Raw genomic sequence first — 23,541 nt, forward strand, 5'->3', positions numbered from 1 at the left:
CCGTTATTTGGTCAATATTTAGTTTTAGCTTTCAATCCGAACCGGTACACGAGCCGTAATCGCACACATCAATTCATAGCCTACGGTTCCTGAACCGGCCGCGACCTCATCAATTGATAAAATTTCACCTTGCGAAGATTTCCCCCAAAGTACCACTTCACTCCCCACAGTCGCCTGAGGGACAGCGGTCAGATCGACGGTAAGCATATCCATACTGACCCGACCAAGAACTTGAGTTCGCACTGAATCCACCAGAACTGGTGTACCTGTGGCTGAAATGCGCTGATACCCATCGGCATATCCACACGCCACTACACCAATGCGCATCGCCTGCTCCGCAACGAAGTTAGAACCATAACCCACACTTTCATCAGCCTGAATATACTGAATCGCAATGATTTCACTGCGCAGGCTCATGCCGGGCTGCAAATTCCAGTCATCAATAGTATGGTCAGGATAGTCAGGCGAACTGCCATACAGCATGATGCCACTACGCACAATGTCGGATTGAATATGGTGATGATGGCGCAGGATGGCTGCACTATTACTGACAGAAGTTTTCCCTGCTAAGGGTTCAATGATTTGCGTGAACATTGAATATTGATAATCAATGCCGTTCTGGCCAAAGCGCTGACCATCTGCATCGGAAAAATGCGTCATATGGCTAATTGAGCGCACATTGCCCAGTGCCTGGACTTGCTTAAAAATATCCGTATATTCGTGGGCCTGAAAACCCAAACGGTTCATACCGCTGTTAAGTTTTAAGTACACATCAAATTTTGCGTCTGGATTGATCTGCTGAAACTGCGTTAACCAGGTGATTTGATGCTGGCTATGTAGACTAAAACTTAAATCTAATGCAGCACAGACGTCTAAATCGTCTACAGCAAAAATTCCTTCGAGCAGTAAAATTTTGCCCTGCCAACCGAGCGCACGCAGACGCTGCGCTTCAGCCAAATCCAGCAAGGCAAAACCATCGGCTGATTGAAATACTGAATAGACTCGCTCAATACCATGACCATAGGCATTGGCTTTAACCACAGCATAGACTTCTGCATTTGGCGCTGCGGCTTTGGCGATCTTCAGGTTATGCTGCAATGCATCTAAGTGCACTACAGCTTGAATTGGGCGTGGCATAGCTTCTTCCTTGAAACAGCAATTTAGGCCGCGTGTGAATAACGTCCGAGTGAAAGTCCTTCAGTGCTGATTTCGGTTTTATGATTCAACACAATGTCACTGATTAACTTGCCCGAACCACAGGCCATGGTCCAACCCAGGGTGCCATGTCCAGTATTCAGGAACAGATTTTTAAAACGCGTTACACCAATAATCGGGGTACTGTCTGGGGTCATTGGACGTAAACCGGTCCAGAAACTCGCTTCTGCCAGATCCCCGCCTGGGAATAATTCCTGAGTGACCATTTCCAGAGTGGCACGGCGATTGTCTTTCAAATTGTGGTTAAATCCACTTAGTTCGGCCATACCGCCAACACGGATCCGCTGGTCAAAACGCGTGATGGCAATTTTATAGGTTTCATCCAGCACCGTAGATTGTGGTGCAAAGTTGGCATCAATAATTGGAATGGTCAGTGAATAGCCTTTGACTGGATAAACCGGCAAATCCAGATTCAAAGGTTTTAAGAAATCACGCGAATAACTACCGAATGCCAATACATATTTATCAGCCGTCAGCACTTCACCATTGACCACCACCCCCTTAATTTCATCGCCTTCAATCACCAAACGCTCAACATTTTGGTTAAATTTAAACTGCACGCCCAATTCTTTGGCAACATTGGCTAAGGCATTGGTAAATAAATAACAGTCGCCTGTCTCATCATTGGGTAAATGCAAGCCGCCCACCAGTTTATCCTGGGCATGCGCCAGGGCTGGCTCAACTTTGGCCAGATCAGCGCCCAACAACAATTCATGCGGTACGCCGCATTCTCGCAATACCGCAATATCACGTTGCACCATCTCTAATTGCGCTTCGTTACGAAAGACTTGCAAAGTACCTTTAGAACGGTGTTCATAACTGATCCCGGTTTCTTTACGCAATTCACGTAAACAGTCACGGCTATATTCAGCCACACGGGTCATACGTTCTTTGTTAATCGCATAGCTGGCTGGATTACAGTTTTTCAGCATTTGTGCCATCCAGTTCAACTGCCACATACTGCCATCTAAATTAATGGCTAAAGGTGCATGATGCTGGAACATCCATTTCACTGCTTTAAATGGAATGCCCGGTGCTGCCCATGGCGTCGAATAGCCCGGAGAAATTTGTCCGGCATTGCCAAAACTGGTTTCTTCAGCCGGCCCGGTTTGACGGTCGAGCACTGTAACTTCTACACCCTGCTGCGCCAGATAATAGGCACTCGCCACACCGATTACACCACTGCCTAAGACCAAAACGCGCATCTTACTACCCTCAAATTTTTCTAGTTGATTTAACTAGTATATTTTTGGATCAATAGTGAATTTAACTATATTGAGACGATATATTTAGTGAAATAAACATTTTTTTCGGGCAGAATTAAAAAAAAGAGGGAAATATTGATGCGTAAATTAGACCGCATTGATCGCATGATTCTGGATATCTTGCAACGCGATGGCCGGATTGCCATTAGTGAGCTGGCAGCACGTGTGAACCTGTCAACCACACCCTGTTCAGAACGGGTAAAACGGCTGGAGCGCGAAGGCATTATCATGGGTTATTACGCGCGCTTAAATCCGGAACTGCTAGAACGCAATTTGCTAGTCTTTCTGGAGATTAAGCTTTCTGCAAAATCGGGTGATGTATTTGATCAGGTGGCGCGTAATCTGACCGAAATTCCAGAAGTACTGGAGTGTCATTTGATTTCCGGTGACTTTGATTATCTGGTCAAGGCACGTCTCAAAGAGATGAGTGCCTATCGGCGTCTGTTAGGCGATTTGCTAAAAAAATTACCTGCTTCTGCCTCCTCACATAGTTATGTGGTCATGGAGGAAGTAAAAGAAAGTCTCTATCTGGATCTTGGCGGGTAATTATTTTTATCTTTCAACATTCAGCGCTCAAGCTGTTTCCAAAAAAATAATGCCCCAAATGGGGCATTATGGTGAACAAGATATTTAGATATTTATTTTCGACTTAAAAATCAGGCCGGAATACGCAATACCTGTCCCGGGAAAATATCATCAGCATCTTTGAGCAATGGGCGATTGGCCTCAAAGATCTTATTGTACTGATTGGCATCACCATAAAATTCTTTCGAGATTTTTGACAAGCTATCCCCCGATTTTACCGTATAGAATTTGCTTTCCGGTTCAGGGCTGCTGACCGTAAGCTGATCATCCACTTTGGCCACATGATCAATATTCCCCACCGCCAGAATAATTTTTTCACGATCGGCCTGACTTTGCACCTGACCTCTGACCGTGGCCAGATCCGAGGTTGAATTATAACTGATGGATAAACCAGTGATCGGAAGACCCAGACCTTTTACATGACCAAGTAATTTATTTGCGACTTCTTGGGCAGAAGGCTCTGCGGGCTGTGCTGCTGCGGCTGGAGTAGTATTTGCTGGTGCGGCCTGCGGCTCTGCGGCAGCTGTATTTTTCTTACCGATACCTTTTACAAAATCAAAAAGACCCATATGGAGCTCCATTCTTGTCGTTAATGTCATATCACTCTTATTTTTATAATGAAAATAGCCAAGGCATAGTTAGTCATTGGTGACAGAAAGGTAATCGATTGTAAAATTTCCATTTAGGTGAAAAGCAGACACAAAAAAACCACCGAGAGGGTGGTCTTTATGCTCAGCAAAGCTGAAATCGGCGATTAACCCAGTTTCTTAGAAACATAGTCAATTGCAGATTGAACAGTTGTGATTTCGTTAGAATCTTCATCAGGAATCGTGATGTCGAAATCATTTTCGAAAGACATAACCAGTTCAACTAGATCTAGAGAATCTGCACCTAAGTCATCCATGAAAGACGCTTCGTTTTTAATCTCTTCGATTTTGATACCAAGTTGTTCTGCAACTGCTTGCTTAACACGTTGTTCGATATCGCTCACAGGAATTCTCCTCATTGCTTGTGGCGTTTTTAATGCCGTTAGTTTAATTGAATCTAAAAAATTTGGAAAGTTTATACTTGAGCTTAGCTCATGTATAAGCCCCCATTTACATGCATAACTGTACCAGTAATGTAACTGGCTTTGTCTGAAGCCAGGAAACTTACGGCATTGGCGATATCTTGTGGGTCACCCAAACGGTTTAACGCCACTTGCTCAGTCATTTTTTTACGAATTTCTTCGCTTAACTGTTCCGTCATTTCAGTTGCAATAAAGCCTGGTGCGACCGAGTTAACCGTAATCTGACGGCTACCCATTTCTTTGGCCAAACTACGACTGAAGGCTTCAATTCCGGCTTTGGCAGCAGAATAGTTGGCCTGCCCCGGGTTGGCAAAGTGTGCCACCACAGAGCTGATGTTGATGATGCGTCCGAAACGTGCCTTGGTCATGCCTTTCAGCACACGTTTAGACAGACGGTAAACGGCTTTCAGGTGAATATTTAAAATATCATCCCAGTCATCTTCAGACATGCGAAGCAATAAGTTGTCTTTGGTAATACCGGCATTATTAACCAACGCCAGCACTGGACCATAGTTCTGTTCGATCTCCGTCACCAGTGCATCAATCGCAGCACCATCACGTACATCTAAAACTTTGCCCGCACCATTTTCAGCAAACTGTGCAGATAATTTTTCAGCGCCCGCTTCAGAGGTCGCAGTACCCACGACAAAATAACCATCCTGAATCAACTGTTGTGCGATCGCAGCACCAATACCACGACTTGCACCTGTTACCAAGGCAACTTTCGGTTCCTGTGTCATGCAATTTTCCCTTCTGCCGTCAATACGGTGTTCAATGCATCTTCCAGACGAGATTTGCTATCCAGTGGAAGTGCTTTTTCGATATTCGGTAGGCGTTTCGCCAAGTTACTCAATACATTGCCCGGACCACATTCAACGATGTACTGAATGCCTTCATCTTGAAGGAATTGCAGGGTTTTGGTCCATTGTACTGATTCATAAAGTTGCGCTGTTAAAGCCTGACGCAATGCAGGGACATCAGCCGCAGCTTCAGCGCCTACATTTTGTAATACAGGAATGCATGGCAGCTCAATGGCGGTTTGTTCCAATGCAGGCGCAAACTGTTCTGCCGCAGGTTTCATCAGTGAACAATGCGATGGAACCGATACCGGCAATGCAATCGCCTTAGCGCTATTTTCTTTGGCCAGTGCCATCACTGCTTCAACGCGATCTTTATTGCCTGCAACCACAACCTGCCCTTGGGCATTGTAGTTTGCCGCTTCAACAGAACCTTCACCTGCTGCAGTTGCCTGTGCACACAGCTCAATCACTTTGGCATCATCCAGACCTAAAATAGCAGCCATTGCACCGACACCCTGAGGTACAGCCGTCTGCATCAGTTTACCGCGCAGGTTGACCAGTTTGACTGCATCACCCAGGCTTAGGCTACCCGCTGCCACCAGCGCGCTGTACTCACCCAGTGAATGGCCTGCCAGATATTTCGGTGCCACACCACCAGATTCCAGCCACACGCGCCACAAGGCAATACTTGCAGTCAGCAATACCGGCTGGGTAAATTCAGTTTGATTTAAGTTTTCGCCAGTTTGCGCAATCTGCCACAAATCGAAGCCGACAGCTTCAGAGGCTTCTGCAAATGTCTCGCGAATAGCAGAAAACTGCTCTGCAAGTTCAGCCAGCATGCCGGCTTTTTGTGAGCCTTGACCTGGAAATACAAATGCAGTTTTCGTTGCTTGTGCTGCTTGTTCGAGTTGTGTCGCAGACATAATAAAATCCTTTCATTCAAGAGGTGTCATCTTCAGTTATAGCAAGAAGACTGGCCAATAAAGCCACCTAAATCATTGTGGAGCGCAATTTAGCATGTAATTTTGCTGGCGGTAATTGCCAAATACAACAAAAAACCGATGCAAGCAAAAATCAAGGACAAAAAAAAGGGAGCTAAATGCTCCCATTTTTTCTACTAAGCTTGACGCTTAATACATCATCAATTATTCAGCAGATGCTTTAGCGAATAATTGACGACCACGGTAGATACCATCTTTAGATACGTGGTGACGACGGTGAGTCTCGCCAGTAGCTTGGTCTACAGTTAATGCATTCTCGGTTAAAGCGTCATGTGAACGGCGCATGTCACGGCGAGAGCGACTTTTACGGTTTTGCTGAACGGCCATGATGGCTCCTTACAAAGATCGAAAAAATGGATCAGAACAAATTCGATTGTCTTATACACAAGAGTATAACACAAAAATTAGTTAAGTTTACCCTTCAGAGCTGCCAAAACATCAAACGGATTATCTCGTTTTTCTTCGACAACTTCTTCTATGGCAGGCTGATGCTTATGTTCGCAAAACTCATGTTTAGGCGACAACGGCACCAACAATAACAGTTCATCTTCTATCAGCGCGAGCAAATCAGCGGTCGCAGGTGCATCATAGTCACCTTTGGTCGTTGCTTCACTTTCACCTAGGACGATGAAATCAGCATCCTCATCCAAGCGCTCTATCAGTGACTCATCATCCACAAGTGCCAAATGGAACGATGAAACCAGTTCAATCTCTACAGTTTCCAGACAACGCTGGCATTCCATAGGAACTTTTGTTTCAACGTGACCATCTAGCCATGCAATACGATGATAGGCATCCATTGATAGCTTACAGTCTATGTTAATCAATTGATCATCAATTGATCCAACAGCTTCACGAGCGATACGAACAAAGCGGGATAAAGGCAGTTGACCTGACCATTTAAAGCCCTGTTCAGCCCATTTAAACGGCTCAATCTGTGCCGGAAAGGTATTTGCTGACATAATTAAGGCGGCAATTCTACAAATTCATCAGTACTCTGTCAAAGATTAAGATACAATTTTGTACTTATTTCGACAGACCATTTGGGTAACTCAAGTCATGCATCTGTTGCAGCCGCAAACAGAAGTGAATGTTTCATCACTCGTTAGCACAATTCCAAGCCTTGATTCTGACAGTTCAACACAACAAGTGCAACTCTCGCCATGGACGAATTTATCGTCAGAAGCGCAGCAGGTGGACTGGCTCATCTTACACTTTAATCACTGGTTTTCCCATTTAAATGTGACTTTAGTCCGTGGCGAATTTGAACCTGAATATTTTCCTGCCGATGCCGATACTCCTGCCCGGATTCAGTTTGCACATGGATTCTTTAATAGTGCCTTGCATGAAATCAGCCATTGGACAATTGCCGGGGATAAACGCCGGGAACTTCCGGATCTTGGTTACTGGTATGCCCCGGATGGGCGTACAGCCGAACAACAAGCGCTGTTTGAACAGGTAGAAATTAAACCGCAGGCAATCGAGTGGATGTTTGCCCAGGCCTTTGGGCGTAAATTTCGGGTGTCGCTGGATAACCTGACTGGTGACGGCGGTGACGGAACCCGCTTTAAAGATCATGTCTATGCACAAGTGCAGGCTTATTTTCGTGGTGAGGCAAAATTGCCACGGGATGCACAACGCTTTATTCAATGTATCTGTGCCTGTAGCAGAGGTGGCAAAAGTTTACAATCTGATGAATTTATACGTGAAATGCTTGATTAAATTACACAAATCTACCTTTTTGGTGATTGCCAGACGCTGCCTGAGCGCCACATAATAAGCCATCAGCCCAAGCTTGGAGTAGCCTCTATGCTGCATTTACGCGTACACCCCGATAACCCGCAACCGCGCTTAATCAGTCAGGCGGTAGAACGAATCCGTGCTGGCGATGTGGTGGTCTATCCCACGGATGCTGCCTATGCGATTGGTTGCCAGATTGGGAATAAAAGTGCCATGGAACGCATTGCGCAGATTCGCGGACTTGGCCCAAAACATCAATATGCAATTTTGTGCTGTGATTTATCCGATATTGCCACCTATGCCAAAGTGGACAATGCCATGTATCGCTTACTCAAAAACAATACACCAGCAGTCACCACTTTTATTTTACCGGCCACCAGTGAAGTGCCGAAACGCTTGATGCATCCCAAAAAGAAAACCATTGGCCTGCGCATTCCGAGCAATCCGGTGTGTCAGATGCTGCTCAAAGAACTGGGTGAGCCTCTCTTGACCTCTACCCTGATTTTGCCGGACCAGACCGATCCGCTGGATGATCCTTTTGAGATTGAAATGCAATTGGGCAAACGCATTGATGTGTTTATCGATAGCGGTTTAGGTACATTAAGCACCACCTCGATTATTGATTTATCTGGTGATCATCCAGAAATTATTCGTCGTGGCGTGGGTGATGTCAGCGCATTTGAATAAAGAATGCCATCTTATTTCCAGCCGACTGCAGGAGTCAGTCTATGGATTTATTTTATATCCTGCTGAATCAGCATGAATTCTCTGCCCAATATTGTATCTATGCAGAACTGCCTTGGACACTTCAATCCAGGGCCATCATGATCGAAGCATATCCTTCGCCCAGTCCCACTCTAAACATTGATGCTACTGAATATCAGTTTTTCATGAATTTGGCTTTGCTTCGACAGCTATTACAGATCTATTCAAGCCAGAACCTATGCCTGGCAGAGACTTGCCAACGTATGATTGAGTTTGCACTGAGTGAATATCCTTCCTCACCGCGCTGAAGTTCTTAGCACTCAGATAGGTATTAATCATATCGCAGGATACTAAAACAGATACTAAAACATGGATATGGTCATAGCTTCTACCCGTAACACATTGACTCTTTGCCCCGCTTATCTGGCTGTTTTTTTGGGGCCTTCTTTTAAATTGCAAATAAATTCCATTATTTTTTCAAGTTTTTATGCCTTTGACTCCTTATTTAATTTATTTAGAGTTACTTTTCCAGTACAATGACGGCACTTAATTCTATGCTTTTTCTTTCGATGAGATACCGAAGATCAAGCCTTTGCATGCCTTTGAAAATTCGCGTGGCCTATAATTGTAATGACTCAAATTATCCATAACACAATGGAATCTGCTCCGCACATTCGGGTTCTGGATGAATGGCAGGATACTATTCCAGAGGATCTGTATATTCCTCCCGCCGCATTTGAAATCTTGTTAGAACATTTTGAAGGCCCACTCGACTTTTTAATTTACCTGATTCAAAAAAATGGTTTTGACCTGTTGCAAGTCGATATCGCGCCGATTGCAGCGCAATATTTATCCTATATGGATGCAATGAAATCCCTGAATATTGAGCTGACCGCAGATTATATGGTGATGGCTGCTTTATTGGCAGATCTCAAATCGCGTCTGTTATTGCCTAAACCGAAAAGCCTGTCTGCGATTGAGCAAGATCCAAAACAAGAACTGATCGACCGTTTAGAAAATTATTTAAGAATTAAACGGGCAGCAGAACGTCTGGGGCAAATGCCTATTCTGGAGCGTGATACATTCCTGACCCATGTCAGTCTGGGCGACGTTCAGCAGAATAATGAAGGCTATTCGATCGATTTACTGCGTGATGCCTTGTTGTGTATTTTTAACCGTCCTGAACCGGTGATTCATCAGGTGCAACAGGAACCGGTACTGCTCGAAGAACGGATTGCCTATATTGAAAGCTGTCTGGAATCTGGCGAAGTCTTATCTTTTGCCGATTTACTCAAACCGAGTCAGGGACGCATGGGTATGGTGGTGACCTTTATGGCAGTGCTGGAGCTGACCCGGCAACAAAAAATCCAGATTATTGCTACAGGTATTGAAGCCCCGCTCGCAGTTCAAGGAGCCAGTCAATGACACTAGAGCCAAATACGCTGTTTTCTGCAGAAGATCATCTGCATGAGGTGTTGATGCAGCTTGAGGCGATTATTTTCGCCAGCGACTCTGCGGTTTCATTGGCGCGTCTGAAAGAGGCTTTTCAGGATCGCTATAGCAAACAGGAATTACGTCAGTATTTACAACAACTTTCCATGTTAATGCATGGCCGTTCGATTGAACTGATTGAAACAGCACAAGGTTACCGTTTTCAAGTGCGTGCAAAATATCGTAATATTATTGCACAGACCTGGCCTGAGCGACCAACTCGCTTGTCGCCAGCCTTACTTGAAACACTTGCAGTGATTGCTTATCACCAGCCGGTGACCCGAGCCGATATTGAACAAATTCGTGGTGTGACGAATAACAGTCAGATTTTGCGTACGCTGTTTGACTGGAACTGGATTAAAGAATCCGGATTTCGTGAACTCCCTGGAAGACCTGCGTTGTTAATGACAACGCCACAATTTTTAAATGCGTTTGGCTTGAATTCTTTAGGCCAATTGCCTCCCCTGCAGGATGCCAAGGAAGCTTTTATGGCCCTCGATGCAAATGCACCGAAGTCATAAATAGGTGAACTGTTGATAATTATTTCTAAGGTTATGCTGTCATGAGTGAAAAATTGCAAAAGGTGCTTGCACGCGTTGGTTTGGGTTCTCGCCGTTATATGGAAGAAGTCATTGCCGCGGGTCGTGTAAGCGTCAATGGGCAAATTGCCCAAGTGGGTGAACGAATCGAACCAGGTGATGAGCTTCGCATCGATGGTCGTAAGGTTGCATTTCAGATTGAAGACGAAATTCGTCGTCGTGTGATTATCTATTATAAGCCTGAAGGCGAAATCTGCTCACGTAGCGATCCTGAAAACCGCCCGACCGTGTTTGAACAGTTGCCTGCGATTCCGGGCGATCGCTGGGTGATGGTCGGCCGTCTGGATATTAACTCGACCGGTCTGTTACTGTTCACCAATGATGGCGAACTTGCCAACCGCTTGATGCACCCATCCAATGAAATCGAACGTGAATACGCAGTTCGTGTCATGGGTGAGGTGACACCACAAATCAAAAACACCATGCTTAAAGGCGTGGTATTAGATGACGGCCCAGCGAAATTCGAATCGTTCTCTGAACTCGGCGGTGATGGTATTAACCGTTGGTTCCAGGTCGTAGTAAAAGAAGGTCGTAACCGTGAAGTACGTCGTATCTTTGAATCACAAGGTCTGAAAGTAAGCCGTCTGCTGCGTACCCGCTACGGTACTGTGATTCTGCCACGCGAACTGCGTACCGGTCGCTGGATTGAACTGGATAAAAACGATATCGACAACCTGACCAAAGCTGTGGAACTGAAACCACGTCAAGGTACAGGCCTGTTTGGTATGGCGAAACGTCGTAACGAGCGTATGCAGGATAAACCGATGGCTGCACGCCGTGGCGGTTTCTTGCGTCAGCAACGTCGTGACAGTGATGAACAACAACCACAGAATAACCCTGGCCGCGAGCGTCGTGATGACAATGCCTATGGTCGTCGTGACAGAAATGAAAACCAAAATGGTACGCAGTTCGTTCGTCGTGACAACCGTGATGGCAATACTCAATTTCCTCGCCGCGAAACTCGTCCAGATCAAGCTTTTGGTCGCCGTGAAGAGCGTGATGAAAATGCGCCACGTCGTCCATACGGTGTCAATAAAGGCTTTAAAAAGTTTTAATTGATATAAACAAAAAAAGTCAGGCAAATGCCTGACTTTTTTATGCATTATGTATCAGGCACTTTGTGGAATCCCTTGTGGAATGGCACTGAGTAAACGCTTGGTATATTCATGCTGTGGTGACTGATACAATTCATCTGAATTGGCAATTTCCACCAGTTCCCCATGATTCATCACCATGATCTGATCTGAAATATACTTCACCACCGATAAATCATGTGAAATGAAAATATAACTGAGTCCAAATTCATCCTGCAAATCTTGCAGTAAATTCAAGACCTGCGCCTGTACTGAAACATCCAGTGCCGAGACCGATTCATCACAGATTAAAATTTCAGGTTTTAAAGTCAGGCAACGCGCGATCGCAATTCGCTGACGCTGACCACCGGAAAACTCATGCGGATAGCGATAAAAAGCCTGAACAGGCAAGCTGACCCGCTCCAACAGGTCCAAAGCCATTTGCTTGCGTTCTGTATCATCCTGACCAATTTTATGAATCTGCATCGGTTCCATCAGGATTTGCCCCACGGTAAAACGCGGATTTAAAGAGGCATAAGGATTCTGGAAAATGATCTGGATTTTACGTTGATACTGGTTAAATTCCTTTTCAGACATGGCCAAAATGTCCCGCCCCTGAAATAGCGCTTTACCGCCTGTTGCCTGTTGCAAACGCATCAATAGCAAGCCAATGGTGGTTTTGCCCGAACCGGATTCTCCGACCAGCCCCAAGGTTTTACCTTTGGCCAGCTGAAAAGAAACCCCTTTCACCGCCTGAAATTCATCTTTGCCAAACAGACCTTTGCGGCTATAAAAAGATTTTTTCAGATCACGTACATCCAGAATAATTTCTTCTCCGCCCTTGAGTCCGCGTGAGCGTTGCGGAAGTTGAGTATTCAGGTGGATATCGTCCAGCCAGGTTGAACCATCCTGTTTCATAAAATCACTGATCATCGGCAAACGTAACGGACGTTGCGACAATTGTGGACGGCAATGCAATAAAGCCCGGGTATACATATCCTGAGGTCGATCCAGTACGTCCTGAACCAAACCCTGTTCACGAATTTCACCATGTCGCATCACAATCACCTGATCGGCAATTTCCCCCACCAAAGCCAGATCATGGGTAATGAACAGCATCGACATCTGACGGCGCTGACGCAGCGATTCCAGCAAATCCAGAATCTGCTTTTGAATGGTGACATCCAGTGCTGTGGTCGGTTCATCCGCAATCAACAGTTTAGGTTCACAGGCAATAGCCATGGCAATCATGACCCGCTGCTGCTGCCCCCCCGAAAGCTGTCCCGGATAGGCATCGATTTTAGTTTCAGGTGCAGGAATACCCACTTCTTTGAGCAATTCCAGAGTACGTTGCCGCGCCTGCTTTTTATTCATACCCAAATGGAGTTGCAGGATTTCTGCAATCTGCATGCCTACCGTAAATACCGGATTGAGCGAGGACATCGGCTCCTGAAAAATCATGGCAATGTCTTTACCACACATCTGGCGCATGTCACGGGTTTTGAGCTTAAGCAGATTTTTCCCTTCAAAGATAATCTGGCTGTCTTCGGAAATACGCGCGCTTTCCGTCGGGAGCAAGCCCATGGTCGCCAGTGAAGTAACCGACTTGCCACTTCCCGATTCTCCCACCAATGCCACCGTAGTATTGGCCGGAATTTCAAAAGAAACCCCTTTTACGGTTTCGATATATTGTTTATTTTCACCTTTAAAACTGACACGCAAATTTTCCACGCGAAGTAACGCAGGTGCTGTACTTGGATTGATTTCAGACATGGTTGCGCTCCTATTTCAGTTTCGGATCTAATGCATCACGGAGTGCATCGGTAAACATCGAGAAAGCCGTCACCAGTATTGCCATGGCAATCGAGGCTGCGGCCAGTTGCCACCATTTCCCTAAAATCAGCTCGCTTTGCGCTTCATTCAGCATGCTTCCCCAAGACACTACTCCGATTGGCACGCCAAAACCGAGGAAGCTGAGAATCACTTCAGATTTGATAAAAGCCACCACCAGAATGGACATTTGTACCAAGGCAATATGACTGACATTCGGAAAAATATGTACAAACATACGCCGTAAATTACTCACCCCAATCGCCTTGGCAGCCAGTACATATTCACGCGCCGTATGTTTCATGTACTCGGCACGAACCAGACGAAAAACCCCAGTCCAGCCGGTCAGACCTAAAATCAGGATGATTGATAAAATCCCTTTCTGTTGTAACACCGCAGCAATTGCCAGAACCAGCAGTAAATAAGGAATTGAAGTAAAGACATTATAAAACCAGTTAAGGAGATCATCGACCCAGCCACCAAAATAACCGGCAAGTGCACCAAGTACGGTGCCAATGATCACAGCGACCAAAGCCGCAACCAGTCCGACCAGAATCGAGGTTTCCGCACCTTTAATGGTTTTCTGTAAAACATCCTGTCCCCATTTATCCGCACCAAAGATCAGACTCTGTTTTAATTCGCTGTCCTGATCCATCAGCTGACCACCGAGCTGCTGGTTAATGACGTGCATGTCTTCTGCCAGCGGATCTGTTACACCATAATAATCGATGCTGCCCCCCATCCTTTGCTCAGCAGCAATTTCAGCATTGAGTTCTGCAATCACCTCTTTTAAAGGATCGACTGGATTGACCGGTAAAACGACCGATTCTGCTTCCTGTTCTTCACCGGAAACAGCCGGCATAGGCGCTGCACTGATAAAACTTGGCGGTGCATAACTGACCGCCACTTCTTTATTCCAGTCCTTGGCAATAAAACCGCTCATGGAAAGCAAAAGTAGCAGCAGATAAAACAGCACCACCAATAAGGAGAACATGGCAATCCGGTCACGTTTCAAACGGCGCATGGCCAGTTGCCATAATCCTGTCGAAGTAGACTCAGGCACGGCTTGAGCGTGTTGCTCTTTTTTAAATATCGCACTCAGCATAATTCACCTACTTCAACTGTACGCGTGGATCGACCCATTTATAGATCAGATCGGCAATCAGGTTGAATATCATGGTCGCAGCGGCAACATAGACCGTAATCGCTTTAATCACCGGGAAATCCGAACGCTCTACGGCAATAATCACTTCACGGCCAATCCCCGGAATACCGAAAAAACGCTCAATCAGGAAAGCACCGATCAGCAGTGCTGGAAGCCCCGCCATCACATCGGTAATAATCGGAATCGAGGCATTGCGTAGCACATGCACGCCCAGAATCCGGCTTTCGCCCAGACCTTTGGCCCGTGCAGTACGCACATAGTCCTGATTGACTTCATCCAGTACGAAACTGCGGTACAGACGTAAGGTCGGGGCAATACTCACCACCAGCATAATCAGTACAGGCAATAAGGCGTATTTGAAAAGATTGTCAGCGAAATTATCACTCCAGCCCTGCACCGGAAACCAGCTCAGCTCATAAGCGAGGAAATACTGAAACACAATGATATAGACCAGAATACTGATCGACATGCCGATGGTGCACAGCATCATGATCATGCGATCGGTCAGACTGCCGCGAACTGACGCCACACCCAAGGCTAAAATGATGGAAATAATGGTTTGCAAAATGGTCAGTGGAATCAGAATGGTCAGTGAGGGTCCCAGACGCGTACTAATAATTTGCGCCACCGACTCGCCGGTACTCCAGCTCACCCCATAATCAAAGGTTAAAATCTGCTTGATGAAAATCCACAGTTGCACATAATACGGTTGATCCACGCCAAGCTGTTGCCGGATGTTTTCAATCTGTTCTGCATTGGCCATTTTACCGGCGAGGATATAGGCAGGATCGCCCCCCACCCAGTTAAACAGCAGGAAGATCAGCAAAATCACCCCGAGCATGGTGGGGATCATTTGCCAGAGCCGTCGAATAATATATGCCAGCATCGCTTGCCTTCCTTAATTTTTTCCAGAGATTTCATTAAAGAAAGCTTTGCTGTCCGGATCACGACCCAAGAAGTCTTTCACCATCTGCTCGCCATGTTTTTGTCCGCCTTGCGCCAAGACCGTATTGCGATAATGCGCACCGACTTTTTTATCCATCAACTGATCGCCAAAGGCAGAGAGCATATCTAGCGCAATCACCTCGGACCACATATAGCTGTAATAACCTGCCTGATAGCCGCCCATCACATGCCCGAACTGTCCCGGGAACTGCTGACCGGGTACATAACCCAAGGCAGTTTTGCTTTCCATCTCTTGCCATAATTTTAATGGGTCGGTCTTGAGGGCATCTTTACTGTGTAAGGCCATATCGTACTGCGCATATAAAGTCTGACGCGCATAATGCAGACCGCGACCATAGTTTTTTACGTCTTTGAGACGCTCAGTCATGGCAGCATCGACACGTGGACAAGCCGGTTCACAATAATCGGCCACTTTTGATAAGGTTTCCAGACGGCGTGCCCACTCTTCATACATCTGTGAAGGTGCTTCCACCAAGTCACGCTCTACCGATGTACCAGACTGTTCGGAATAGCGGGTTTTCGATAAAATCCCGTGTAAGGCATGCCCCATTTCATGCACAAAGGTTTCCAGCTCGTTGCTGTTCAAACCTTTGCGGTTGAAGTTGGTGACCAGTACCGACACCGGACGACGCTGATTCAGGGTACTGCCACCATAGGCGCCCCAGACGGCCGCATGTCCATATTTACCTTCACGCGGGTATTTATCGACATATAATCCGCCCAAGAATTCACCTGAGGCAGTATCATGTACCGCATAATATTCCACTTCATTGTGCCAGGCCTTGACTTTCATCGGCCTGAAATCAATCCCGTACAGTTCTGATGACACAGCAAATAACCATTTTTGTGCCGCTTCGGTCGGGAAGTAATCGCGCAGTTTTTCCTGATCGACCTTGTATTTGGCCTGACGCAGTTTTTCACTCCAATAGCCCTGATTCCAGCGAGTAATGTCTGCTTTCTCTCGTGGAACTTTTAAGGTCTCGGCTTTGAACTGGCGTAACTCCTCTACATCTTGTTTCTCTAAAGGTGCGACTTTGCTATACACATCCTCTAGAAAAGAATTCACCGCTTCTGGGGTTTTTGCCATACGAAATTCAAGGGCTGAATGTGCATAGCTTTCTTTATCAAAAAGTTGAGCCATCTCATAACGCAGATCAATGGCTTTTTTCATAAATTGCAGGTTTTGCTCTGTCCCACGGCGGGTATAAGCCATCTGATAACGTTTACGCGCTTCATCACTTTCTGCCAGCTCCATGAATGGCTGGTATTCCGGATAGTCAAAGCCAAGCAGATAATTGCCTTTTTCATTTTTCTTTAACCCCGCCATATAGCTGGCTGGCAGACCTTTCATTTCTGCTGGGGTAAATTCGACTTTATGCGGATTATCACGTACATTTTTGGCGAAATCCTGAGACAGCTTGGTCGATTCTTCGATGATATCTTTCAGGCGCTTTTGTTTTTCTGCACTGAGTTGTACCCCTGTTTTTTCAAACTGCTCCAGAATATCTTGCAAGAATTTTTGATCAATCGGATCGCTGGCCTTCAGTTTCTTGAACTGGGCATACAGTTTCGGATTCTGGTACAGCGTGGTCTGGTACTTGCTGATTTTTAGCTCACAGTCATCTGCTGCCTGACGCAATGCAGGGTCTGGATCGACATTACTATACAATCCGACTGCTGCACCAAAATCCCGGGCTTTGGCATGTAATTCATCCCATTCAGCCAGATAAGGCCCTGCCTTGGCCTTATTTTTAATTTTCTGATTTTCAAATATCTGAATATCTTTTTGCATGCTGGCCAGATTGGCATCACATAAAGATGGAATCTCTGCTGCCTTAAATAATGGCAGTAGCTGCGCTTGAGTCTGTGCCGCTACCCCCTGATACCCCCCCATTATGACTAAACATAAGCTACTTAATTTTAAAGACTTCGATTTCATATTTATCTCCAGATTTTTCTTACTTTTTGCTATCAATATCGATGTACATCCACTCTGAAGACAGAATCGGATGGTTTTTATAGCCAATGACCCGGGGTTGCGACAAGACATTACGATAGGTGCTATATAGCATCAGTACCGGCATATTCACTTCCAGAATCCGGGACATTTTGCGATAGATTGCATCACGTTCAGGACTGGCTGGCATACTTTGGGTTTGCTCATACAGGCGGTCAAATTCAGGATGTTTGAAGCAGGCATTGTTGGTGACATTGACATTTTTGCCATAAAAAAGCTGCATGAAGTTGTCGGCATCCGGATAGTCTGCAATCCATGCCGAGCTTTTAAACATGGTCTTACATTGTTTTTCCAGCTTGATCGCCTCGGCAAATGGCATGGCTTTACTGACCATCTTGATCTGAATATTGTCCAGGGCTTTTTTCCAGAATTCTGCCTGTTGCTGACCACGACTGGTATTACCGACAATCAGTTCAATCTCTAAAGGCTTACCATCGGGTTGTCTGCGCCAGCCATCGGCCCCGACTTTGTATTGATAACGGTCAAGCAGCATATTGGCCGCCTTGACCGAATAGGGAATACTGCTTTTATAATCCGGTGAATAACCAACCACCCCGGGTGGTACCGGCATCTGTAACTTATTGGCATCGCCCTTGAGCAAGACACTGATCATATTGTCGGTAGAGTAAGCCATGGCCATGGCACGACGTAGCGCAATTTTTTCCTTGCTGAACCCACCAACCACAGGATTCTGCATATTCCAGTAATGGTAGCCAATCAGCGGATCGGTAATCCTAGATAACTGAACCCCTTTTTGTTTTAAGGAAGGTTTGAGTAGCCCATTTTCAAGCGCCTGAACCACCATGTCGCCGTCGATTTCAGTCATGTCCAGTTCATTTTTATTAAAGGCCAACCAGCGTGACTGGGCTTCTTCAATGACCCGGATATCAATCGTGCCAATTTGCGGCATTTTTTTGCCTTGCAATGCATCCACAATAGGCTGGTCTTCGCTGCTACTGGCTTTAAAATTCCAGACAAAACTCCGGTAGTTCGGACTGGCTTTTAAAATAATGCGTGAACCCGGAGTCCAGCGTGACAATAAATAAGGGCCTGTACCGACTGGTTTGTCCATCGCAAAGCCTGCTTTATTACGGTACTTTTCAATAACTTCACGGGCAACTGCAGCTGCTGGGCCATGTGCCAGTAACATCGGAAAGTTTTGATCCGGTTGGGTCAGTTTCAGAATCAGGGTATAACGGTCTGGCGTTTGAATGCCTTCAAAGGGGTTTTCATAGACTTTGCCATTCTTTTTGCCTAAGGCGACCCATGCTTCCAGCCCTTTAATCCGGCCATCCAGCAACCAGCTATTTGGTGAATGCAAGTTGGGATCGATCAGACGTTTTAATGAATAGGCATAATCATAAGCCGTCAGTTCACGTTTCTGACCTTTAAAAACGGGATCATCGGCGAAGTAAATGCCTTTTTTGATTTTGATGGTATAAGTGAGACCATCTGCACTGACTTCTGGCATGGCAACCGCGGTATTAGGAATCAGCTTGGCTGGGGTTGCCAGATAGTCATAGCTAAACAGGTTTTCAAAAATCGCGCTATTAACCCGGGCTGAATAGGCATCGTGCGTTGCGGCGGGATCAAATCCGGTTTCTGCCACCGGAAAAACATCCCGAATCACCTTGTTAGGATCTGCAGGATTAATGGCCCATGCAGAAACGATCCCCGAGCAGAGCAAACTTCCCAGCAGAACACTACCCGTCAGTTGCTTGAATTGCTTTGATAAATTTCCCTTCATCATACTCTTCATCTAAATAGGTTTATTTTTTGACTGGTTCAATATCGAGATATTGCCAAACGGAGTTCATGATTGGATGCGCCTTAAAGCCTTGAACCTGAGGATGGATCAGCCAGTTACGCACCCGGGTATTGTGTAAAATCCAGGGATTATCGGCTTCGATTTGCCGGTTCATTTTTTCATAATAGGGCGTACGCTGATCTGGTGGCAGCTTCATGGCAGCCTGATACAGAGCATCATAGGCTTTTGAGGTATAGCAGCTCAGGTTGCCCTGCTGTGCATTTGGGCCATATAAGAGTTGAGCAAAATTTTCACCCTCCGGATAATCTGCAATCCAGGCACCGCCCCACAGCATATGTTTACATTGCGTGGCTTCTTTCAGGTTGTCGGCGAAATTGCTGATTTTAAATTCAATACGTAGACCAACTGCATCCAGATTTTTTTTCCATAATTCCGCTGCAATCACTGAAGAGCTGGAACTGGTCGAGTTCATTTTCAGTGTCAAAGGTTTGCCATCAGGCAAAGTCCGATAGCCATCTGCACCTTTTTTATAACCGAAACGCTCGAGCAGCTTGTTGGCCAAGAGGGGATTATAGGCAATACTATTTTTATAAGCTGGATTATACCCATTCACGCCTTCGGGAATGGTCATTTCAGCTTTATCTGCATGTCCCTTATACAGCTGTTTGATGGCTTCATTCTGGTTATAAGACAAGGCGATTGCCCGACGCAGAGCGATTTTTTCTAGTGAATTTCCACCGACCACAGGATCGCGCATATTCATGATGGTATAAGTGATTTCTGCGTCTTTATTTGGATAATGCAAAATGCCTTTTTGCTTGTATTCGTTTTTGAGCTGTTTATTGACTAGGGCCTGTTCGGCACCGCTTGCAGTGAGCCGGTCATAATCCAGTTGACCCGATTTCAGCGCCAGCCAGCGCGATTGTTCTTCTTCAATAATACTGACCTTGACCATCCCAATTTGCGGCATTTTTTTGCCACTCATTTCTTTTACCAGACGTTGATCCCAGGCCGTATTTTCACCCTTAAAATTCCAGCTAAATCCCCGGTAATCTGGATTGGCCTTTAATTCAATCCGGCTACGCGGCACATATTTATGCAATTGATAGGGCCCTGTCCCGACTGGATGCTGACCTGCACGCGCGCCATAATGCTCAATGACTTCTCTGGCGGTACCGCTAAAAGTGACATAGGCCATGATATAAGGGAAATTAAAGTCGGAACGCGTGAGCGTGATTTGCAAGGTATATTGATCAAGTGCCTTTAGTCCTGCAATTGGCGCATCGTAATTAAATTGACCAGAACTTTTGGCTTGCTGAATGGCAGCATCTGCACCGAGAATTTTGCCCTCGATAAACGAAAAGGTCGGCGAATGATTTTTAGGATCCATCACCCGCTTCATGGAGTAAATATAGTCCTCGACAACCAGTTCACGTTTTTTGCCCTTAAATGCCGGATCATCACTAAAATAGATGCCGGGTTTAATCTTGAAGGTATAGACCTTGCCATCCTGCTCGATCTTGGGCAAGGCTTCCGCAGTATTCGGAGTTAAAGTGGCTGGTCGCGCCAGATAGTCGTAACGTAATAAGGGTTCAAAAATTGCTTCAGCAATACTGCCACTATAAAAATTATAGGTCTTGACCATGTCGAAACCATCATCAGGCGCTTCAAATGCAATATTCAAAACTTTATCTGGTTGTGCAGGCGATTTTGCTGAAACCCCTTCTGCCGAGACCATTGCCAGTGCTAGAACTGTCATCCTTAAAATTACTGATTTCAAAGTCATACCTATTTTTATCTTAATGTTTTATTGATCTAGGAAGTTCTTAACCTAACGCCCTATATTTGTTGCAATTTATGAATCAAAGCTGAATAGAGAAATTAAATTGGACAAAGCAAATCTCATATCTTCAAAAACAACTATTTTTTCAACTTCTACCGAGAAAATTTATTTTTATGCACTTGCCCTTATTCTGCCTAACCAAATATTTTTAATGAACCTTTTATGTCATTTTTATCTTTAAAACGCCGATTCGTCTTCTCTTCACACAAAGATAAATAAGCTTTTTTTTAGAGAATTCACATGGCCTTGATCTTAGAACCCAGAAATTCATAATAACCAACTGCTCACTAAATGTCTCTTTATGCAATCATCCTATTCTTTGTGCAATGTTTATCAACCCCACATTGTCCCAACTGAAACCAGAATAGTATTGCCCTCAATTTTCACCCCAGAAAAAAAACCCAGCATATGCTGGGTTTTTTGATTGATCTGATCTTACATCTGCGATTGAATATAATTTTGCAGGCCAATCAGTTCGATCAGACGCAATTGTTTTTCCAGCCAGTAGGTGTGATCTTCTTCGGTATCTGACATTTGCTGGCGCAGCATATCACGGGTGATATAGTCCCCTTTTTCTTCGCACAGCTTGATGCCCTGTGCCAGTTTTTCTCGCACATGATATTCAAGTTTCAGGTCGGCTTTCAGACAGCTCACCACATCTTCACCAATCTCAATGTCATCGCGTTGCATGTTTGGTGTACCTTCCAGGAACAAGACACGACGGATAATCGCATCCGCATGCTGGGCTTCTTCCTGCATTTCATGGTCGATACGTTCAAAGATTTTGGTTAAACCCCAATCTTCATACATCCGAGAGTGAATCAAGTATTGGTCACGAGCAGCCAGTTCGCCACCGATCAACATATTTAAATAATCTACGACTTCTGGATTACCGCGCATTTGAATTACTCCCTGCCTTTATCTGGCTATTATGGAGAAACTCAAAGGATTTTGCAAAGCCTAACATTGGTTAAATATATGATTTTTATATAATTAAAATGAGAAGTACTTGCATTTACACTTCGTTCTGAATCAAATCCCATTTATAAAACAATACTTTGCACTGTCACGACTATTCACTTTAAGCACAATCTGCCGGATAAATCCATCAGTTAAGATTTGTAAGTATTCATTAAAACCCGCAAGATTGCTTATTTTTGTATAAACATCACCGCATTGGCGTACTTAATGCATAAATTTCGCTTATCATTCAGACAAATTTAAAACAACAACGGTTTAAATATGACACATCCACATACAACAGCACCTGTTCTGGTCACCGGTGCATCGGGTTATATTGCCAGCTGGGTTATCCAGAAATTACTCACGCAAGGCTATACTGTACATGCCACGGTACGTGACCTAAACAAAAGCAAAAGCTTCGCCCATTTAGAAAAAATTGCCGAGAACAGTCCAGGCACCCTCAAATTATTTCAGGCCAATTTACTGAGTCCGGGTTCTTTTGATGCCGCCATGCAAGGCTGTGAAATTGTGTTTCATATGGCGTCGCCCTTTGTGGTCACCAATTATAAGGATGCGGTCAAAGATATTATTGAACCTGCGATTTTAGGTACTGAAAATGTCCTGAAAAGCGTCAATCAGACAGAATCCGTGAAACGTGTGATTGTTACCTCGAGTATTGCCTCTACTTATGGCGATGCCATTGATATTCTGCAAACTGAAAATAACAGTTTTGATGAATCACACTGGAATAGCACCAGTTCGGAAACTCATCAGCCTTATCCTTATTCCAAAGTCATGGCAGAGCGTAAGGCCTGGGAAATGGCAGAAGCACAGGATCGCTGGCAGCTGGTCTGTATCAATCCAGCGCTGGTTTTTGGTAAATCCCTCACACCAAATACCCAGTCTGGCAGTGTCGAAGTACTGCAACAGTTTGCCAATGGCATGACTTTACTCGGTGTTCCACCCATGTGGAATGGTGTGGTCGATGTGCAGGATGTCGCTGAAGCACATCTCCGTGCTGCATTTAAACCAGAAGCACATGGGCGTTATATTATTTGTAGTGAAAGCCTGAGCCTGCTGGAAATGGGTCAGATTTTAAGAGAAAATTTTGGCAATAAGTTCCCCTTCCCGCGCAATCAGTTGCCAAAAGCGGCCTTTAAACTGTTTGGACCATTGGCAGGCTTTAGTCCCAAGTTTGTGGAACTGAACATGGGTTATCCGATCTACTTCAATGCGCAAAAGAGTCAGGATGAACTGGGTATTCAATATCGTCCAGTGAAAGAAAGTCTGGTCGAGCATTTCCAGCAATTACTCGATGATGGCGTAGTCAAAAAATATATTCCTTAATCGTACTAGCTCAAACCTGATCTGACAGTTACCGATTTTTTGATTGTATCTGTCAGATTAAATTTGAGCTACTACACCGACTTATGCGCCCACAAGCTC

23 protein-coding genes are annotated in these 23,541 nt (G+C 45.2%); 8 read left to right on the top strand and 15 right to left on the bottom strand.

Annotated elements, in window-relative coordinates; genetic code table 11:
* Window positions 1-24: 24 nt before the first annotated feature.
* Complete coding sequence (alr, locus tag CWI32_RS04220; protein WP_100534696.1) at window positions 25-1,137, bottom strand: alanine racemase; 1,113 nt, start codon at window positions 1,135-1,137, stop codon at window positions 25-27.
* A 23-nt stretch (window positions 1,138-1,160) separates the two neighbouring features.
* A complete protein-coding gene (locus CWI32_RS04225) occupies window positions 1,161-2,420 on the bottom strand; it encodes a D-amino acid dehydrogenase (RefSeq protein WP_100534697.1) in 1,260 nt (419 codons plus the stop codon).
* Between the two features lie 138 nt (window positions 2,421-2,558).
* On the opposite strand from CWI32_RS04225, the gene CWI32_RS04230 reads away from it, so the two are divergent.
* On the top strand, window positions 2,559-3,026 hold the full coding sequence (locus tag CWI32_RS04230) for an Lrp/AsnC ligand binding domain-containing protein (RefSeq protein ID WP_005095994.1): 468 nt from the start codon (window positions 2,559-2,561) through the stop codon (window positions 3,024-3,026).
* 110 nt (window positions 3,027-3,136) lie between these two features.
* Here the strand turns inward: CWI32_RS04230 and lysM are convergent, their stop codons facing one another.
* From lysM to CWI32_RS04260, 6 genes are all read right to left on the bottom strand, one after another.
* Window positions 3,137-3,634 carry a peptidoglycan-binding protein LysM gene (gene lysM, locus CWI32_RS04235; RefSeq protein ID WP_005095992.1) on the bottom strand — a complete coding sequence of 166 codons (498 nt, stop codon included), beginning with the start codon at window positions 3,632-3,634 and terminating at the stop codon, window positions 3,137-3,139.
* A gap of 185 nt (window positions 3,635-3,819) precedes the next feature.
* Window positions 3,820-4,056, bottom strand: coding sequence for an acyl carrier protein (gene acpP / locus CWI32_RS04240; RefSeq protein WP_004646101.1), 237 nt, complete (start codon window positions 4,054-4,056; stop codon window positions 3,820-3,822).
* An 83-nt stretch (window positions 4,057-4,139) separates the two neighbouring features.
* Complete coding sequence (gene fabG / locus CWI32_RS04245; RefSeq protein ID WP_005172385.1) at window positions 4,140-4,874, bottom strand: 3-oxoacyl-ACP reductase FabG; 735 nt, start codon at window positions 4,872-4,874, stop codon at window positions 4,140-4,142.
* A complete protein-coding gene (gene fabD / locus CWI32_RS04250) occupies window positions 4,871-5,857 on the bottom strand; it encodes an ACP S-malonyltransferase (protein ID WP_005095987.1) in 987 nt (328 codons plus the stop codon). The genes fabG and fabD overlap by 4 nt, the downstream gene beginning before the upstream one ends.
* 222 nt (window positions 5,858-6,079) lie before the next feature.
* Window positions 6,080-6,262 (bottom strand): 50S ribosomal protein L32, encoded by a 183-nt coding sequence (gene rpmF, locus CWI32_RS04255; RefSeq protein WP_004279227.1) that lies wholly within the window; start codon window positions 6,260-6,262, stop codon window positions 6,080-6,082.
* 77 nt (window positions 6,263-6,339) lie between these two features.
* On the bottom strand, window positions 6,340-6,897 hold the full coding sequence (locus CWI32_RS04260; RefSeq protein ID WP_074384127.1) for a YceD family protein: 558 nt from the start codon (window positions 6,895-6,897) through the stop codon (window positions 6,340-6,342).
* Between the two features lie 97 nt (window positions 6,898-6,994).
* On the opposite strand from CWI32_RS04260, the gene CWI32_RS04265 reads away from it, so the two are divergent.
* From CWI32_RS04265 to rluB, 6 genes are all read left to right on the top strand, one after another.
* On the top strand, window positions 6,995-7,657 hold the full coding sequence (locus CWI32_RS04265; protein WP_005095983.1) for an elongation factor P hydroxylase: 663 nt from the start codon (window positions 6,995-6,997) through the stop codon (window positions 7,655-7,657).
* A gap of 87 nt (window positions 7,658-7,744) precedes the next feature.
* Window positions 7,745-8,362 carry an L-threonylcarbamoyladenylate synthase gene (locus CWI32_RS04270; protein ID WP_005095982.1) on the top strand — a complete coding sequence of 206 codons (618 nt, stop codon included), beginning with the start codon at window positions 7,745-7,747 and terminating at the stop codon, window positions 8,360-8,362.
* A 41-nt stretch (window positions 8,363-8,403) separates the two neighbouring features.
* Entirely contained in the window at window positions 8,404-8,688 is a 285-nt protein-coding gene (locus tag CWI32_RS04275) for a hypothetical protein (protein WP_005095980.1), read from the top strand.
* A 322-nt stretch (window positions 8,689-9,010) separates the two neighbouring features.
* Entirely contained in the window at window positions 9,011-9,805 is a 795-nt protein-coding gene (locus tag CWI32_RS04280) for a segregation and condensation protein A (RefSeq protein WP_005172392.1), read from the top strand.
* The gene (gene scpB, locus CWI32_RS04285) at window positions 9,802-10,392 is read left to right on the top strand and encodes an SMC-Scp complex subunit ScpB (RefSeq protein WP_005095975.1); all 591 of its coding nucleotides are present in this window, start codon (window positions 9,802-9,804) and stop codon (window positions 10,390-10,392) included. Before CWI32_RS04280 ends, scpB begins: the two co-directional genes overlap by 4 nt.
* A gap of 41 nt (window positions 10,393-10,433) precedes the next feature.
* A complete protein-coding gene (gene rluB / locus CWI32_RS04290; RefSeq protein ID WP_074384125.1) occupies window positions 10,434-11,525 on the top strand; it encodes a 23S rRNA pseudouridine(2605) synthase RluB in 1,092 nt (363 codons plus the stop codon).
* A 54-nt stretch (window positions 11,526-11,579) separates the two neighbouring features.
* On the opposite strand, the gene CWI32_RS04295 is transcribed toward rluB, so the two are convergent.
* From CWI32_RS04295 to ftn, 7 genes are all read right to left on the bottom strand, one after another.
* Window positions 11,580-13,316 (bottom strand): ABC transporter ATP-binding protein, encoded by a 1,737-nt coding sequence (locus CWI32_RS04295; protein WP_100534698.1) that lies wholly within the window; start codon window positions 13,314-13,316, stop codon window positions 11,580-11,582.
* A gap of 10 nt (window positions 13,317-13,326) precedes the next feature.
* Window positions 13,327-14,478, bottom strand: a complete 1,152-nt coding sequence (locus CWI32_RS04300) for an ABC transporter permease (RefSeq protein WP_100534699.1) — start codon at window positions 14,476-14,478, stop codon at window positions 13,327-13,329.
* Between the two features lie 7 nt (window positions 14,479-14,485).
* Window positions 14,486-15,424: an ABC transporter permease gene (locus CWI32_RS04305; protein WP_005172401.1), complete on the bottom strand. Its 939-nt coding sequence runs from the start codon at window positions 15,422-15,424 to the stop codon at window positions 14,486-14,488.
* A gap of 12 nt (window positions 15,425-15,436) precedes the next feature.
* A complete protein-coding gene (locus CWI32_RS04310) occupies window positions 15,437-17,443 on the bottom strand; it encodes a M3 family metallopeptidase (RefSeq protein WP_100534700.1) in 2,007 nt (668 codons plus the stop codon).
* A 19-nt stretch (window positions 17,444-17,462) separates the two neighbouring features.
* Entirely contained in the window at window positions 17,463-19,268 is a 1,806-nt protein-coding gene (locus CWI32_RS04315) for an ABC transporter substrate-binding protein (protein WP_100534764.1), read from the bottom strand.
* 22 nt (window positions 19,269-19,290) lie between these two features.
* The gene (locus CWI32_RS04320) at window positions 19,291-21,048 is read right to left on the bottom strand and encodes an ABC transporter substrate-binding protein (RefSeq protein ID WP_100534701.1); all 1,758 of its coding nucleotides are present in this window, start codon (window positions 21,046-21,048) and stop codon (window positions 19,291-19,293) included.
* A gap of 519 nt (window positions 21,049-21,567) precedes the next feature.
* On the bottom strand, window positions 21,568-22,032 hold the full coding sequence (gene ftn / locus CWI32_RS04325) for a heteropolymeric bacterioferritin subunit Ftn (RefSeq protein ID WP_100328939.1): 465 nt from the start codon (window positions 22,030-22,032) through the stop codon (window positions 21,568-21,570).
* 342 nt (window positions 22,033-22,374) lie between these two features.
* Here ftn and CWI32_RS04330 point away from each other — a divergent pair, with 342 nt between their 5' ends.
* Entirely contained in the window at window positions 22,375-23,442 is a 1,068-nt protein-coding gene (locus CWI32_RS04330) for an SDR family oxidoreductase (RefSeq protein WP_100534702.1), read from the top strand.
* Window positions 23,443-23,541 lie beyond the last annotated feature (99 nt).

The organism is Acinetobacter pseudolwoffii (assembly GCF_002803605.1).
Classification (GTDB): domain Bacteria; phylum Pseudomonadota; class Gammaproteobacteria; order Pseudomonadales; family Moraxellaceae; genus Acinetobacter; species Acinetobacter pseudolwoffii.

Bases quoted from the DNA above. Each gene is read 5' to 3' on its own strand.
- CWI32_RS04280 (WP_005172392.1), top strand. From the start codon at position 9,011: ATGACTCAAATTATCCATAACACAATGGAATCTGCTCCGCACATTCGG.
- alr (WP_100534696.1), bottom strand. From the start codon at position 1,137: ATGCCACGCCCAATTCAAGCTGTAGTGCACTTAGATGCATTGCAGCAT.
- CWI32_RS04225 (WP_100534697.1), bottom strand. From the start codon at position 2,420: ATGCGCGTTTTGGTCTTAGGCAGTGGTGTAATCGGTGTGGCGAGTGCC.
- CWI32_RS04300 (WP_100534699.1), bottom strand. From the start codon at position 14,478: ATGCTGAGTGCGATATTTAAAAAAGAGCAACACGCTCAAGCCGTGCCT.
- CWI32_RS04310 (WP_100534700.1), bottom strand. From the start codon at position 17,443: ATGAAATCGAAGTCTTTAAAATTAAGTAGCTTATGTTTAGTCATAATG.
- CWI32_RS04295 (WP_100534698.1), bottom strand. From the start codon at position 13,316: ATGTCTGAAATCAATCCAAGTACAGCACCTGCGTTACTTCGCGTGGAA.
- CWI32_RS04260 (WP_074384127.1), bottom strand. From the start codon at position 6,897: ATGTCAGCAAATACCTTTCCGGCACAGATTGAGCCGTTTAAATGGGCT.
- CWI32_RS04230 (WP_005095994.1), top strand. From the start codon at position 2,559: ATGCGTAAATTAGACCGCATTGATCGCATGATTCTGGATATCTTGCAA.
- CWI32_RS04275 (WP_005095980.1), top strand. From the start codon at position 8,404: ATGGATTTATTTTATATCCTGCTGAATCAGCATGAATTCTCTGCCCAA.
- CWI32_RS04315 (WP_100534764.1), bottom strand. From the start codon at position 19,268: ATGAAGGGAAATTTATCAAAGCAATTCAAGCAACTGACGGGTAGTGTT.
- fabG (WP_005172385.1), bottom strand. From the start codon at position 4,874: ATGACACAGGAACCGAAAGTTGCCTTGGTAACAGGTGCAAGTCGTGGT.
- CWI32_RS04305 (WP_005172401.1), bottom strand. From the start codon at position 15,424: ATGCTGGCATATATTATTCGACGGCTCTGGCAAATGATCCCCACCATG.
- ftn (WP_100328939.1), bottom strand. From the start codon at position 22,032: ATGCGCGGTAATCCAGAAGTCGTAGATTATTTAAATATGTTGATCGGT.
- rpmF (WP_004279227.1), bottom strand. From the start codon at position 6,262: ATGGCCGTTCAGCAAAACCGTAAAAGTCGCTCTCGCCGTGACATGCGC.
- lysM (WP_005095992.1), bottom strand. From the start codon at position 3,634: ATGGGTCTTTTTGATTTTGTAAAAGGTATCGGTAAGAAAAATACAGCT.
- CWI32_RS04330 (WP_100534702.1), top strand. From the start codon at position 22,375: ATGACACATCCACATACAACAGCACCTGTTCTGGTCACCGGTGCATCG.
- CWI32_RS04265 (WP_005095983.1), top strand. From the start codon at position 6,995: ATGCATCTGTTGCAGCCGCAAACAGAAGTGAATGTTTCATCACTCGTT.
- CWI32_RS04320 (WP_100534701.1), bottom strand. From the start codon at position 21,048: ATGACAGTTCTAGCACTGGCAATGGTCTCGGCAGAAGGGGTTTCAGCA.
- rluB (WP_074384125.1), top strand. From the start codon at position 10,434: ATGAGTGAAAAATTGCAAAAGGTGCTTGCACGCGTTGGTTTGGGTTCT.
- scpB (WP_005095975.1), top strand. From the start codon at position 9,802: ATGACACTAGAGCCAAATACGCTGTTTTCTGCAGAAGATCATCTGCAT.
- fabD (WP_005095987.1), bottom strand. From the start codon at position 5,857: ATGTCTGCGACACAACTCGAACAAGCAGCACAAGCAACGAAAACTGCA.
- CWI32_RS04270 (WP_005095982.1), top strand. From the start codon at position 7,745: ATGCTGCATTTACGCGTACACCCCGATAACCCGCAACCGCGCTTAATC.